11 protein-coding genes and 1 pseudogene are annotated in these 16,462 nt (G+C 26.0%); 4 read left to right on the forward strand and 8 right to left on the reverse strand.

Annotated features, from left to right (window positions below; all coding sequences use genetic code 11):
* Positions 1–6 precede the first annotated feature (6 nt).
* The 4 genes and pseudogenes from AC4FQW_RS09750 to AC4FQW_RS09765 form a co-directional block, all read right to left on the reverse strand.
* Entirely contained in the window at positions 7–5,364 is a 5,358-nt protein-coding gene (locus tag AC4FQW_RS09750) for an SH3 domain-containing protein (RefSeq protein ID WP_491148830.1), read from the reverse strand.
* A gap of 445 nt (positions 5,365–5,809) precedes the next feature.
* Entirely contained in the window at positions 5,810–6,061 is a 252-nt protein-coding gene (locus AC4FQW_RS09755) for a hypothetical protein (RefSeq protein WP_491148832.1), read from the reverse strand.
* Between the two features lie 298 nt (positions 6,062–6,359).
* Positions 6,360–6,562: pseudogene (locus AC4FQW_RS09760) on the reverse strand (ATPase); the annotation flags it as partial.
* A 210-nt stretch (positions 6,563–6,772) separates the two neighbouring features.
* Positions 6,773–7,102 (reverse strand): sugar phosphate nucleotidyltransferase, encoded by a 330-nt coding sequence (locus AC4FQW_RS09765; RefSeq protein ID WP_491148834.1) that lies wholly within the window; start codon positions 7,100–7,102, stop codon positions 6,773–6,775.
* Between the two features lie 166 nt (positions 7,103–7,268).
* Here AC4FQW_RS09765 and AC4FQW_RS09770 point away from each other — a divergent pair, with 166 nt between their 5' ends.
* The 3 genes from AC4FQW_RS09770 to AC4FQW_RS09780 all read left to right on the forward strand — a co-directional run bounded on the left by AC4FQW_RS09770 (position 7,269) and on the right by AC4FQW_RS09780 (position 11,312).
* Positions 7,269–7,883, forward strand: a complete 615-nt coding sequence (locus AC4FQW_RS09770; RefSeq protein ID WP_491148836.1) for a DedA family protein — start codon at positions 7,269–7,271, stop codon at positions 7,881–7,883.
* 143 nt (positions 7,884–8,026) lie between these two features.
* Complete coding sequence (locus tag AC4FQW_RS09775) at positions 8,027–8,359, forward strand: DUF1622 domain-containing protein (protein WP_303129834.1); 333 nt, start codon at positions 8,027–8,029, stop codon at positions 8,357–8,359.
* A gap of 310 nt (positions 8,360–8,669) precedes the next feature.
* The gene (locus AC4FQW_RS09780) at positions 8,670–11,312 is read left to right on the forward strand and encodes a cation-translocating P-type ATPase (protein ID WP_491148838.1); all 2,643 of its coding nucleotides are present in this window, start codon (positions 8,670–8,672) and stop codon (positions 11,310–11,312) included.
* A 34-nt stretch (positions 11,313–11,346) separates the two neighbouring features.
* Here the strand turns inward: AC4FQW_RS09780 and AC4FQW_RS09785 are convergent, their stop codons facing one another.
* From AC4FQW_RS09785 to AC4FQW_RS09800, 4 genes are all read right to left on the reverse strand, one after another.
* On the reverse strand, positions 11,347–12,723 hold the full coding sequence (locus tag AC4FQW_RS09785) for an aldehyde dehydrogenase (protein ID WP_491148840.1): 1,377 nt from the start codon (positions 12,721–12,723) through the stop codon (positions 11,347–11,349).
* Between the two features lie 25 nt (positions 12,724–12,748).
* Positions 12,749–13,480 carry a DUF3298 and DUF4163 domain-containing protein gene (locus AC4FQW_RS09790; protein ID WP_491148842.1) on the reverse strand — a complete coding sequence of 244 codons (732 nt, stop codon included), beginning with the start codon at positions 13,478–13,480 and terminating at the stop codon, positions 12,749–12,751.
* A 207-nt stretch (positions 13,481–13,687) separates the two neighbouring features.
* Entirely contained in the window at positions 13,688–14,572 is an 885-nt protein-coding gene (gene rluF, locus AC4FQW_RS09795; RefSeq protein ID WP_303129843.1) for a 23S rRNA pseudouridine(2604) synthase RluF, read from the reverse strand.
* Complete coding sequence (locus AC4FQW_RS09800) at positions 14,562–15,716, reverse strand: anti-sigma factor domain-containing protein (protein WP_491148844.1); 1,155 nt, start codon at positions 15,714–15,716, stop codon at positions 14,562–14,564. The genes rluF and AC4FQW_RS09800 overlap by 11 nt, the downstream gene beginning before the upstream one ends.
* A 272-nt stretch (positions 15,717–15,988) precedes the next feature.
* On the opposite strand from AC4FQW_RS09800, the gene ispF reads away from it, so the two are divergent.
* Positions 15,989–16,462, forward strand: coding sequence for a 2-C-methyl-D-erythritol 2,4-cyclodiphosphate synthase (gene ispF / locus AC4FQW_RS09805; RefSeq protein WP_303129848.1), 474 nt, complete (start codon positions 15,989–15,991; stop codon positions 16,460–16,462).

The following is a 16,462-nucleotide window of genomic DNA, read 5'->3' on the forward strand; positions in this document are numbered from 1 at the left end:
ATTAATTTATTTTATTTTTTCAAATGTCTTATAGTGATTATTAGTTTTATATATTAAACCATCATTTGAATATAATATCCTTTCTGAACCCCTAAAGCCTGAAACATAATTAATATCTGCCTCATACCATATTCTTCCTTTAGCAACAGGTAATTTTTTTTCTTTATTTAAAAATATATCTCCGCCTATGCTTTTCCCTGGTGCTACCTCATGAAGATTTCCCTTTTTAGGATCCCATCCTAAAAGTTTAGCTTCATTCTTTTTAATGAAATTTCCAGGTAGTTTTCCATTTTTCTCAATATAATTCGCAACATCAGTAAATCTAATAAGTGATGCACAATCATTATGAACTAATAAACTATTCTCTCCAACAAAATAAGTATGATAATCATCTACTGACAAATTATATACTTTTTCTGGTTCTTTTAACTCTTTTACTTCAGTATTTTTTACCTTTATTATACCAGTTTTAGTTACTATTTCATCATTTTCTTTTAAATCTTTTGCAGATACCCAACCTGTTCCATTTACAAAGAATGGGTGATCTTCTGTTGATTCTATAATCTCATTTTTTGATGTTCCACAAACTGTTATATATACTAAACTTCTACTTTCTTTTATGAATGTATTTTTTACTTCTTTTAACTCTGTTTTTCCTGTTAGTATATCTTTTGAATATACCTTATCACCTATTTTTATATCTTTTATAGGTACTAATCCATTTTCAGTAATTACTAGTGTATTCCCAGTAAAGCAAACTGGTTTAATTAATTTTTCAGCTACTTCTTCTCTAGTTACTTCTCCTTTTTGTGCTTTTCCAACTAACATTGAAAGTTCTTCTAGCTTTCCTGACTCACTTATTATCTCAGTTAACATTCCAACGCCATGATCTACTATTACACATATAACTATTTCGCCTACTATTCGACCAATTCGTTTTGCATTCTCATTTGCATTTCCTTGTGAAACATCACTTACAAATTTTTCTGCCATTTTTGCAAATGCTTTATTTGCATCTGTTCCTGGTACTATTGCTTTTCCTACAAAAACAATACATTCTGAAGTACTTGTTAGTCCCTTTATTGGATGTGCTAAAAAGTCCCAAACACCTTTTACACTCTCTCTTCCCGCATCAGCTACGCCTTCTAAGAAGTTTCCTGTAACAGTAATTACATTAACTTTTTCTTTATTTGAAGATGAGCTTGAACTACTACTGCTTGATGAAGTTGAACTACTATGACTTCCACTTGTACTTGAAGATGAACCTGAACTAGGTTTTAATGATGAACCTTTTTTACTTGAAAATGCAAAATATCCTTGTGCTTCATTTATTATTGCATTTTGACTTAACAAGATAAATCCATCATCTTTTACTGTATCAATTATTTCACCATCATATATATAATATTCATTCCATCTATGTGGATCGTATACTTTAAAATATACTTTTCCATTTATTGTTGTATATCCTGCAAGTACTATATAGTGTCCCTGTCTTGTAACATGTCCACGTCCCATACTTGCTATTACTAAATGTTTATTATCTGAAAGTATGCTTTTAACCCCGCTTATACTTCCTACTGATTGATAATTTAAATTATATCTTGGATTTGCTGAATCATAAGATGCCCCACTAAATAGATATGGACTTGTACCATTATTATCCGTTCTATATCCATGTGATAAAGCATATCTACATATTTCTGTTGGCGGTACATCTATATTATTTAATGTTGATACAACAATTGAAAAAGCAGACGGTCCACATGCTGAATTTGCTATTGTTTGCCCTCTATCACCATGATTACTATACATTCTGTTTCCATATCTAGGGTCATCTTGTGCATAATATCTTATATATCCATCTTTAAATGATGATTCATATTTATATTTATCTGATCCTATTGATAGAGATCCACCTCTAACAACATAATCACTTCTTACATATCCTACTTTACCATTGAATTTAATTTTATACCATTGACCTTCTGTTCCTATTATCTCAACTACAGATCCATATGGTAAACTACCTATTACGCTAGAATTTATTGATGCACTACTTCTTACATTTAAACTACTTGATGGATCTTGTAACTTTATTGTACCTGTATTCCCAGTGCCTCCTGAAGCTGCTCCTAATCTTACATAGTCTCCTTTTACATATCCTACTTTACCATTGAAATTTATTTTATACCATTGACCTTCTGTTCCTATTATTTGAATTATTGAACCATGTTGTAAGCTTCCAATTACTCCACTAGTTATTGAAGCTTCACTTCTTACATTCAAACTACTTGATGGATCTTGTAATTGTATTGTACCTGTTCCTTTAGCAGAACTCATTGATCCACCTAGTATAACAAAATCATTTTTTACATATCCAGTTCCACCATTAAATCTTATTTTATACCATTGACCTTCTGTTCCTATTATTTCTACTACAGAACCATGTGATAAACTACCTATTACACTACTAGACAGTGATGCTCCATTTCTTACATTTAAGCTACTTGATGGATCTTTTAATGTTATTGTTGCAAGACCATTGCCTTTTCCTACAGCTCCACCTTTAACTACGTAATCATTTCTTACATATCCAGTTATACCATTATAGCTTATTTTGTACCAATTTCCACTTGAACCTAGTATCTTAACAACTGAACCATGTGATAAGCTACCAACTATACTATATCCAGTAGATGGACCACTTCTCACATTTAAACTACTTGATGGATCTTGTAATACTATAGTTCCATTACCTGATCCTATTGTTCCACCCTTTGTTATAAATTCATTTTTTACATATCCTGTTCCACCATTAAACTCTATTTTATCCCATTCGCCTTCAGCTCCTATTATTTTTACAACTGTTCCATGAGCCAAACTTCCTACTATATTACTTGTTATTGATGCACTACTTCTTACATTTAAAGCACTTGATGGATCTTTTAATGTTACTGTTCCATTTCCTGAACTTATTGATCCTCCTAATGTTACAAAATCACATTTTACATATCCTGTTGTTCCATTGAAATTGATTTTATACCAATCTCCACTTTTTCCTGTTATTTGTACAACTGTTCCATGGGCTAAACTTCCTACTACACTAGTATTTGTTGATGGACCACTTCTTACGTTTAAACTACTTGATGGATCATTTAACTTTATTGTTCCTGTTCCACTTCCTGATCCTGCTGATGCCCCACCTAACGTTAAATAATCTCCTCTTACATATCCTACTTTTCCATTGTAACTTATCTTATACCATTGCCCACTAGTTCCAAGTATATTTACAACTGTTCCATGTGGTAAACTTCCCACTACATTACTATTTGTTGACGGACCACTTCTCATATTTAGACTACTTGATGAATCTTGTAATCTAATTGTTCCAGTTGTAGCTCCTTCAGCACTTCCTAGATTTAAAAACTCCCCTTTTATGTAACCAATCTTTCCATTATAGCTTATTTTATACCAATCTCCACTTTTATCTAAAATACTTACACTTGTCCCATGAGCTAAACTTCCTATTATATTTGCTGATGTTGACGGTGTACTTCTTATATTTAATGAACTTGTTGGATCTTTTAACTTAACAGTTCCAAAAAATGCTTGAGAATATTCAAATGCTATTCTATTCCAATCATCTCTGTAGATACTGCTATAATCTTTATAAGCCTTCTCTAAATTAGATAAATCTCTTAAGCTATAGCCAAGTTCTTTTCTAATATAGTTTTCAATAGTTCCTGCAAATAGTTCTTCTTCTAATCTGTCCTTTTTACCTTCTTGTCCTCTTAATCCGTGTATTAACTCATGAAATAAAACAAAAGCCATATTTTCATCATCTTTTGCTTTTTCACTTAATATTATTAATTGATTAGTACCTTTCCCTCCTATAGTAACTCCAGCATTGTCATCTGTAAATTTTTTATTTATTACTTTTTCTTCATTTATACTGTATTCGTTCCAGCCATTATCCCTTCCAATAATAGTGACTTTATCACTATTTATTAACTTATCTAATATTCCAGAACATATCTTTGAATTCTTAGTATTCTTATTATTGTTTCCAGTACATCTTAAAAATCCATTGTTGTCGATATAATACTTTTTACTTGCAACATTATTTATTATATTTATAATACCTTTTCTATCTTTTTCTAAAATCCAAACACCATTGCCTTTTGGTATTTCATTTTTGAATTTATTTATGTTTTCTTCATTTACTTCAGTCTTTTCATTACCTAGAAGACCTACTATTGCTACATCAAATATATCTAGATTTTTAGTTATATGTTTATCTTCATCTTCAACACTTGAAGTTTCTTCTTTTTCTTTAATATCTTCATCTATTTTTTTGTCATTTTTATTATCTATATTTTTTTCTTCATTACTTTTTTCATTTGAATTTTCTTTACTGTTTTCTTTTTTATCAGATTCCTTTTTAGTATCATCATTTATTTTTATATCATTATTATTTTTAGAATCTTCTTTAACTTCTTCATTACTTGAATCATCTGAAGCATCTTTTAATGTACTTATATTTTTTAATTCTTTAAATAGAATTTCTTCTAAATCTAATTCATTTTCACCATTTAATATTAATAAGTCCCTACCAACTTTATCATTAAATTTAACCAACTTTTTATTTGAATTAAAATTTTTTATTTCTATTTTTTGTTCTTTATCATTAAATTCAGCCCATTTTTCGCTTTTAGCAATAATGACTTTTTTATTTTCGCTTAGTATATTATCAATTATTTTGGAATATTTTTTAGATTTTTCTGTTTCTTCTAGATTATTCGATTTATTTGAACTTTTTTTAATAAATCCTTCTTCATCTATGTAATATTTTTTACCTAAAGTTGTATTTATAATACTATTTATTACTTCTCTATCTTTTGAGAAAATATATATACCATTTTCTTTTGGCACTATGTCTTTTATCTTATTTATATCATCTGTATTTATTTTTACATTATTTTTTTCTTGCAAAATTCCTGAAAGAGCTACGTCTATCTTGTTATAATCCCATATGGATTGTTTCTTTTTTAGTTTATCTTTTAAATTATCATCTTTAGATATATTTTCTTTTTTTGACGTATCTTTATTTTCAGGTATATATCCCGTAGTATTATCACCCGTCTGTGTTTTTTTATTTTTATCTGTCTCCTTATCGTCCTTAGTATCATAATGAAGAATATTAACTTCATTATAATATTTTAAATTTCCAGCCTTAAGCTTTACTTTATTCTTGAATAACGTTGATGCTTCTACAACATTTACAGAACAAATATTAATTATAAAAATCATAAGTATGGTCATTGCCGTGAGTTTGTTTCTTGTAATTGATTTAAAGTTCATAAAAATATTTCTTCCCCCTTACTTTTCTTTTGTTTTAAATTATTCCCCTCCTAAAATATTCATTTTATTAATTTTCATACATAATTTTCACCCCTTTTTATAATTTTATTAATAAATTCTTAATAATAAGTCTTTGAAATTATAACATCTGTATACTAAATATTCAAATTAATAACAAATAAACTATTTATCCCCTTACATTTTTTAGTAATTTTATATGTTGAAAAAAATTTATTTATTAATTAAATTAAATTATTTTTAAAACAATTTAACTTTTCCTCCAAAAAATTTATGATTATTACCAATTTAATATTTTTAAATGAAATAGTTATAATATAATAATATACTAATCCTATTTAATTATTTTTCATTACTCCAAAATAAAAAAGCTTCTATATGTAATATTATTAATTACATATAAAAGCTTTAATTAATATTTTTATTCTTAACTATATTTTTTAAAGTTTATATTATCTATAACAAAAAACTTTTCTATATTATCAAGTTTTGTAAAATTACTATTATTTAATTTACCACTATTGCAAATAGTACTACCGTTGATATAATATTTTTTTAGTTTATCAATTTTACTACATAGATTATCCCTATCTAATTCATCATTTTTTATTTCATCTCTTAATAACTTTAATTCTCTTTTTAAATCTAATATTTCACCATTATTATTTTGTAACCTCAAAATTCATCACTCAAATCAAATACTGCTTCATTATCCAAGTCATTGTATATAATAATATTTATTAATATTATTATTTGTGTAACCATTTATTTCTGTTATTATTCCATAGTTATTAATCCCTTTTTTCTTTACTTCCATATTTAATACATATATAACTAGTAAAAAATAATAAACTTGGTATAACTACCAAAATTCCCTTAATATTACCCAATTTATTTCTAAATCTAATTTAATATTCTTTATAATACATAACATTTTTCCCTGATAATGTTGTCTCCTGATTAAATGAAATTACTTATTTAATATATTTCTTAATTAATTTTACTGCTTCTCTTGCACACTTCATTTGAATATTATTATCTTTCCATGAACCAAATTTCGCTACCATTTCATCAGAGTATTTATTCTATTTTCATCTTTATTTTCATTATAATAAATAGACTTATATATTGATGTTTTACCAGCACCATTAACCCCTGCAAATATTGTATAAGTTAACACATTTACTTACCTATAAATCTCTTGTTCTTTTTATAAAACTAAATTAGATAAAATCATCTAGAAATCTTGTTCTTCTTTTGTCTTGGCTTTTTTAAATAACTCTTTTAATTCACTATAAGAATAATGTGTAAATATATCATATAAATCAACTTCTTTATTTTTCATGACTATTACCTCTATAATATTTTATCTATTAAATATATTATTACATTAATTTACTATTTTACAACACTGATATATTTTTATATTGTATAAATTTAGAACCTTAATTATAAACTTAGATGTTTCTTTATTCATAGGTTCTGTAATAATATTTTCTCTCTTTATACATTTAAGTTCTTCAACTATCTTTTCTTTATAATCTTGATTTGTAACTACGTAAATATTATTTTTTTCTATTAGAGGAGTTATTCTATCAACAGTATTTTCTAAGAAGCTTTTATCGTTTATTACTTTAAGAAACTGCTTAGGATTCTCTGTTCTTGACAACGGATAAAGTCTACTCCCCTTTCCACCAGCTAAAATAAGCCCGTATATCACACCTTTTCAACTCCATGTAATACTATAGTGTATTCTATGTTATTTTTTATTACTTTGTGCAATAAAACTTTTTCATTGCTATAATACTTAAATTTAACTTTAATCAAACATATTTTTAACATATAAAGTCTATACTTTTCATAATATATATATGGAGGATTTAGCTATGAATTTTTTAAATAACTTTGTAGATATTATTGTTTCTTTAGTAGGTAACTTCGGTTATATGGGAGTATTTATAGCAGTATTTTTAGAATATGCTTGCCTTCCATTACCAAGTGAAGTATTACTTCCTTTTGTAGGATTACTTGCAGCTACTGGAAAAACTTCATTAATTGGTGCTATATTTGTTAGTGTACTTGGAGGAATATTAGGTTCTCTCACTTGTTATGCTATAGGATACTTTGGTGGTTCATTAATAATAGAATCTTTACAAAGAAAATTTCCAAGTTCAAGAAAAAGTATAAGTAAAATAAATCATTTTATAATAAAATATCAAAAATCATCTGTATTTTTAACTCGTTTAGTTCCACTTACAAGAACTTATATATCGCTAGTTGTTGGAACATTAAAATTTAATATTATACCTTTTATTTTATATTCATTAGGTGGAATAATTTTATGGAATACTTTATTGATAGTTATAGGATATTTTCTTGGAGAAAATACACAACTTATTAGTAAAATACTTAAAGACTATAGTTTTATTATAGTAGTATTAATTATTATTTTTTGTATATATATCTTATACAAAAAATTTCTAAAGAAAAGAAGAAAGTAAAATTAAATTTAAAAGTCATAGTTTTAATAATTTAATCTATAACTTTAAAAATATAAATAATATCAAAATAAAAATCTAAGAATATTATTAAAATATAATAAAATAACTTTTTAATAATTTATTTTAAAAGGAGGTGGTACTCTTTGCTTAAAGAAATATTAAAAATATTAACTTTTATATTAAATAGCTGCTCAGTAATTATTATTGTATGGGGAGTTATTCTAGCTTTTATTGCATTTGTAAAATTAGAATTAAAAACTAATGATAGACTTGATACAGTAAAAAAAATTACAACAATTAAAAATTATTTAGGAACTTACATTTTATTAGGACTTGAAATTTTAATATGTGCAGACATAATTGAATCAATATTAAATCCATCTATTCAAGATATACTAGTATTGGCTTCAATAGTTATTATTAGAACTATTATTTCATACTTCTTAAATAAAGAACTTAAATCTAGCGAAAAATAACTTATTTTTATTTATATATTTAAAATTATAAGTTTATTTATATATTAATTTTTACATACATTTAACAATGAAACTTCTTTCTATATTGTTGACTTTTAAAGTTTTAAGTATTATCCTTAAGTTAATAAATTAATAAGCGTCTTAAAAGGGAGTAGTTTAAAATATAACGTCAACAAACGCGGTATTATTTATACCTGGTGTTATATACCCTAGTGGTTACGAGACTTTTAATATAAATCATAAACTTATGATTTATATTAAAAGTCTCTTTTTTTGTATTAAATATTATATTTTGAAAGGAGAAATTTTTATGAAACAATTTTTTAACAAGCCAGCTAATGAAGTTTTAAAAAACTTTGGTACTACAACCGAAGGATTAACTGACAATGAAGTTAAGGCTAAAAGAGAAAAATATGGCTATAATGCTTTAAATGAAAAGAAGAAAAAAAGTACAATTCAAGTTTTCTTTGAACAATTTAAAGACTTACTTGTAATAATTCTTATAATTGCAGGTATAGTATCCATGACAACTGGTAATATTGAAAGTACTATAGTAATCTTTGCAGTTATTATTTTAAACTCAATACTTGGAACTATTCAACACATTAAAGCTGAACAATCCTTAAATAGTTTAAAAGCTCTATCTGCTCCTACTGCTAAGGTAATTAGAAATGGAATTAAAACTGAAATTCCTTCAAAAGATATAGTTCCTGGTGATATTTTAATACTAGAAGCTGGGGACTTAGTTGTTGCTGATGGTAGAATTATTGAAAATTATTCACTCCAAGTTAATGAAAGTGCCTTAACTGGTGAATCAGAAAGTGTTACAAAAACTTCTGATTGCATAAATAAGGACGAGCTTGCTTTAGGTGATCAAAAAAATATGGTTTTCTCTAGTTCATTAGTTACTTATGGACGTGCTTTAGTAATTGTTACTGCCACTGGAATGAATTCTGAACTTGGTAAAATTGCTACACTTATGGAACAAACTCAAGAAAAGAAAACACCTTTACAAATTAGCTTAGATGACTTTTCAAAAAAATTAGCAATAATAATACTTATTATTTGTGCAGTAGTATTTTGTTTAAGCGTTTATAGAAATACACCAATACTTGATTCATTAATGTTTGCTGTCGCTCTTGCAGTTGCTGCTATTCCAGAAGCTTTAAGTTCAATAGTAACAATTGTACTAGCTATAGGTACTCAAAAAATGGCAAAAGAAAATGCAATAATTAAATCACTTAAAGCTGTTGAAGGTTTAGGTTCTGTTTCAATTATCTGCTCAGATAAAACTGGTACTTTAACACAAAATAAAATGACTACAAAACAAATATACGTTGATGAAAAACTTATTCCTTCTGAAAAACTTGATTTATCAAATGAAGTAGAACAATATCTTTTAAATGGTGCTATTTTGTGTAATGATTCAACATGTATAGATGGCCAAGAGCTAGGCGATCCAACTGAAGTTGCTTTAGTAAATCTTGCTCACTTATATAACTTAAAAGAAACTGATATAAGATCTGAATTTGAAAGGTTAAAAGAATTACCTTTTGATTCAGATAGGAAACTTATGAGTACTGTTCATGAGATTAGTGGTAATACTATAATGTTCACTAAAGGTGCTGTCGATGTACTTTTAAATAGAATTACTTCCATTAAAACTTCTAAGGGAATAAAACCTATTACAGAAAAAGATAAGCAAAATATAATAGATACTAATATGGAACTTTCACAAAACGGATTAAGAGTTTTAGCTTTTGCTTACAGAGAACTTCCTGAAGTTCGCGATTTAACTTTAGATAATGAAAAAAACTATACATTCTTAGGATTAATATCAATGATTGATCCTCCAAGAATAGAATCTGCCGAAGCTGTAAAAGACTGCTTAACTGCTGGTATAAAACCAATTATGATTACAGGAGATCATAAGATTACTGCCTCTGCAATTGCAAAACAAATTGGTATATTACAAGATGGTGATATGGCTATAACAGGACTTGAACTTGATAAAATGGATGATGAAGAATTATCAAGAAAACTTGATCATATATCTGTTTATGCTAGAGTTTCACCAGAGCATAAAATTAGAATAGTTAACGCTTGGCAAAATAAAGGTAATATAGTAGCTATGACTGGTGATGGAGTTAATGATGCTCCTGCACTTAAACAAGCTGACATAGGTATTGCAATGGGGATTACTGGAACTGAGGTATCAAAAGATGCAGCATCTATGATACTTACTGATGATAACTTTGCAACTATAATTAAAGCTGTTACAAACGGAAGAAATGTTTATGCAAACATAAAAAACTCAATTAAGTTCTTATTATCTGGTAATACTTCTGGTATACTAGCTGTACTTTATGCATCAATAATGGCACTTCCTGTACCATTTATGCCAGTTCATTTATTGTTTATTAATCTTTTAACAGATAGTTTGCCAGCTATTGCAATTGGTGTAGAAAACCCAACTAAAGATCTTTTAAAAGAAAAACCAAGAAATAGTAAAGAATCCATATTAAATAAAAGTTTTATTACTGACATAGTAATAGAAGGTTTAATTATAGCAATATTTACTATAATTTCATTCCATATTGGACTTGAATCTAGTGCCGCTATTGGTGCTACAATGGCATTCTCTACATTATGCTTGGCTAGATTATTTCATGGATTTAACTGTCGTAGTAAATCTTCAATATTTAAACTTGGTTTAACTACTAATAAATATAGCATATATGCTTTTTTAACAGGTGCTATTCTTCTAAACTTAGTTTTATTTGTTAAACCACTACAAAAGTTATTTGAAATAGCTCCACTTAATGTAACTCAAATAGGGCTTATTTATCTTTTAGCTTTCTTACCTACAGTTATAATACAAGGTATTAAAGTATTTAAAGAATCCTTTACAAAACAAAATTCTAAAGAAGATAGCAAAGAAGCTACCATATAAAAAAACTCCAACCAATTTTAGGTTGGAGTTTTTTTTATTTCATTAACTTCTTAACAAGCTTTAATTTATCCTTAAATGGTGCAAATCTAAATGGTAATTCAATAAATGTACCTCTATGGACTACTGATTTTCTATGAGTAAAAGTTTCAAAACTTGCTTTACCATGATACTCTCCAATACCACTATTACCAACTCCTCCAAAAGGAATATATGTTGACGCCACTTGTATTACAGTATCATTTATTGTGGCACCACCAGACGTTGTATTTTTAATTACATAGTTTATTTTATTTTTATCTTCTGAAAAATAATAAAGTGATAATGGCTTTTCTCTATTATTTATAAAATCTATAACATAACTTAAATCATTAAATTCAAGTATAGGAAAAATAGGTCCAAATATTTCATTAGACATTACTTTGCTATTTTCATTAATATTAGTCAATATGGTAGGTTCAATAAACCTCTCTTCTATATTAAAATTTCCACCATAATATATATTACCTTCATTTAAATATGAAGTTAATCTAATGACATCATCTTTTGTTATTATCTTTGGATATTCTTCATTATTTTTTATATTTTCTCCATATTGTTTTTTTATTTCATGAACTAATAATTTTAAAAATTCATTTTTTATATCTTTATGTACAAATAAATAATCTGGTGCTACACAAGTTTGCCCCGCATTTAAAAGTTTTCCCCAAACTATTCTTTTTGCACTTAATTTTAAATTTGCATCTTTATCTATAATACATGGGCTTTTCCCACCAAGTTCTAATGTTACTGGTGTTAAATTTTTAGCCGCTGCTTCCATTACAATTTTACCAACTGTAACACTACCAGTAAAAAATATATAATCAAATCTAAGCGATAATAATTCTGATACGGCTTCTTTTCCCACTTCTGGGGCAACAACTTTTATATATCCTTCATCAAAATTATTATTTATAATTTCTTCTAAAAGTATTGATGTATGCTTTGATCTTTCTGATGGTTTTATAACAGAACAATTTCCACCAGCAATTGACCCTATTAAAGGAGCAATTGTTAATTGAAATGGATAATTAAAAGGACCTATTATTAAAGAAACTCCATAAGGTTCTTTATAAACATATGCCTTGCTTGGAAAATATACTATTGAACTTCTTTTTCGTTCCCTTCTACTCCATTTCCTTAACCCTTTTATCATAGTATTTATTTCTTCATATACTATGCCAAGCTCTGTAGAATATCCTTCAAAATAACATTTATTTAAATCCTTTTTCAAAGATTCTAATATTTTATCTTCATTATTTTTTAAGATTGATTTTAATTTTTTTAAATTATGTATTCTAAAATCAATATCTAAAGTTTTTTTGCTTCTATAAAACTCTTTTTGCTTTATTAAAACCTTCTCTAATTCCCCCATCCTATTTCACCTCTATTTCTTTACTTTATTTAATTTTATCATATATAAAGTTACCATCAAATTTTTGTATAGGTATATTAAACTCTGGAATTCCTGAAGCATATGGTGCTATTTCATATTGTCCATAATATATAACTAAATTATCTCCTCTTATAAAAAATTTAACATCATCATTTATTCCATTAAAACCTTCTGAACCTTCAAAATATTTATCTTTATTCAAATCTATTTGCCTATTAATTTCTTTGTCTATAAACAACTTATAATCATAGCCATCTTTAAATAAATCTTTTATTTTTAATTTTTCTCCCTTTTCAATATCTACAGTATATGCATTTCTAGTTGTTATGCCATGTGCTCCTCCTGTAAATTGATAATAATCTATATAGAAACTCATTAAACTCTCTTTCTCTAAAGTTATAAAAAATTGTGAAATTAATTGATATTGCATGTTGCATATATATCCTGCCTTTTTATAATCATTCAATATTCCCTTTACATCATTAATCCAGTCATCAGTCCATCCTTTTATTTCATTATTTATTAACTTTAACGAATTGGGAACTAATTGTGGATAACTTACATTAATTTCTATACACTTATTATTCTCTTTTATATTCTTTTCAATAATAAATTTATTCTCATTTAACTTATTAGTATACCCAAAACAAGTTATCCACATACCCTGTGTAAAGTTTGTGATAAAAAAAATTATGAATATTAGTATTGAAATCTTTATCATACTTAGTTTTCTCATATAAATACTCCTTTTTTCTACATAATATACTTTAAAATTCAACTTTTTATTAGTATTCTTCAAATTTCAATAAATTATCTACAGCTATATCAACAACTTTATCACAAGTTATCCACAAGCTTTTGTGGACAATGTTAGTAATATTTTGAATTTATATAAATATTTTATTATTAATAAAACTTAAATATATAATAAAAAGAAGTAGCTTTATAAATCTACTTCTTTTGTCTTCTTAGATTTTTGTATTAAATTATTTATTCCTTGAAGTTCTTTTTTAGTTAAGTCTCTCCATTCACCAATTTTAAGATCATCTAAATTTACATTCATAATCCTAATTCTTTTAAGCTTAACAACATTATATCCTAATGCTTCACTCATTCTTCTTATCTGTCTATTCATACCTTGAGTTAAAATAATTCTAAATGTTTTCTCTCCTTCTTTTTTAACAAAACATTTTTTAGTAATAGTTCCAAGTATTTTTACACCATTACTCATTTTATGAATGAATTCATCAGTTATAGGTTTATCAACAGTTACTATATATTCCTTTTCATGATTATTTCCAGCTCTCAATATTTTATTTACTATATCACCATCATTAGTTAACATTATTAATCCTTGTGAATCTTTATCTAACCTTCCTATTGGAAAGATTCTTTTTTTATGATTTACAAAGTCAACAATATTTCCTTTTACCTTTTTTTCAGTAGTGCATGTTATTCCAACTGGCTTGTTTAATATTATATAAACTAATTCTTCTTCTTTTGAAATTATTCTACCATTAACTCTAACAACCTGCCCTTTAGAAACCTTAAGTCCCATTTCTGCTACTTTACCATCAACAGTAACTTTTCCAAGTTCTATAAGTTTATCTGCTTCTCTCCTTGAACATATACCTGTTTCACTTATATATTTGTTTAGTCGAACTTCTTCACTTCTATCTAAGTGTTTTATAACATCTTTAGTATTTTCTTTTATAGTATTCTTTCTTTTAGATTTATTTATAGAAGCATTATTTCTAATCTTTTTATTTTTATTTAAATTATTATTTTTTCTTGTACTATTATTGTTGTTAGTTTTTTTAATTTTCATTTTTATCTTCCTTTATTTTTGCTTGATGATTGTATAAACTTCTTTCATTTCCAACATTGTTTATAGTTAAATCTATTTTATTTTTAACTACATAACTTCTTGTATTTTCTAATGCTCCATATTTTATAGGTTCTCCTGTTACAGTAATTAAAACACCTTTCTCTGGCAACATACCATTTTCTTTTGCATATTTTAAAATACCTTCTAATGTATTATCTAGCTTTGCATGATTTAAATCTAAATTTTTAATCATATTCTCACCTTTATCTGTTGGGGAATACGCTTCTATCACATTATTAAAACAATTAAGCTCTAGTTTAACTTTAGATGTAGTATTTATAAGAATAGTTCTATCTACAGTGTTATATTTATAAGTAAAAAATACTGCCCCTACCGTAATAAATATTAAAGCAACAATAATAAATGGTTTAAAATCTCTCATTCTTTTTGTTGGTTCAGAATTAATTTCTTCTCCAATATTTATCCCATCTTCTTTATGAACCTTACAAACCCTTCCTGTACTAGTTAGTATAAGAACACCATTTTTTAATATTTTTAAAACTATTCCTCTTTCTATTTTTGTTTTATCATCTTTATTATTCTCATTATTATTTATTTCTATAATTTCCTCTTTATTTTCATTTCCATCTTTTTTTTCTATTATAAGCTTCTCAATTATTATTTTTTTATTCTTTCTATTTTTTCTTTCCTTAAGAGAAACCACATTTTTATTCTTATCTTCTTCTTTAACTTCTTCAATTGATAAATAGTCTTGTAAATATTTATAATTAGGATTTGAAAAAATAATAGTATAAGCTATTATATAATCGCTCCATTCCATTAATTTTTTCTTATGTCTTTTTACCTTTTTAGATAACATATTAAACGGTATTTTTTTATGACTATTTATATATTCTAAAATTTCAACTTGCCCCACTATAAAAAAAGCAATATTTAATATTAAATTTAATTCATTTTCACTTGGTACATAAGTAAATAAATCCTTAATTAAAATATTATAAGAAAAAAGTTCTTCTTCAAATTTTAATATTTCTTCTTTTCTATGTTCGTTTACATTATTACTTATTTCTACTAAATTTGGAGTAGTTGAGAATTTATATTTATTCTTATCAAATATATCCAAATTACAATTCTCCCCTTTTAAAAATATTTTTTGTAGTTTTTTATCATTTTCTATCTTAATTATACATAAATACATTCTGATTTTAAATGAATTTAAAAATTTATATTATAATCATAATATTTTATAATATATTATAAGATAAAAGATTTATATATGTTAAAAATACATTATTTATATATTTTTTAAGCATAAAAATTATAAAACTTCTTTACTTCTTTATACTATCCTTTTATGCTAAACTTATAAAAGAAATATCAAAGAGGTGATTATATATGCGTATAGGCTTAGGTTATGATGTACACCGTTTAGTAGAAAATAGAGATTTAATACTTGGTGGAGTAAATATTCCTTATGAACTTGGATTACTTGGGCATTCTGATGCAGATGTATTAGTTCATGCTATAATGGATTCTCTACTTGGGGCAACAGCACTTGGTGATATAGGTACACATTTTCCAGATAACGATCCAAAGTACAAAGGAATCTCTAGCATAAAATTATTATCAGAAGTAGGGAAACTTTTAGATAGAAACGGGTATGAAATAACTAATATCGATTCAACAATAATTGCTCAAAAACCTAAAATGGCACCACATATAGAAGAAATGAGAAAAAACATAGCCAAAGCTTTAAATATTGATTTTGATATGATTAATATAAAAGCTACAACTGAAGAAGGTTTAGGTTTTACTGGTGAGGGACTTGGAATATCATCACAAAGTATATGCTTAGTTACTTTAAAATAA

The organism is Clostridium sp. TJA085, from assembly GCF_058310235.1.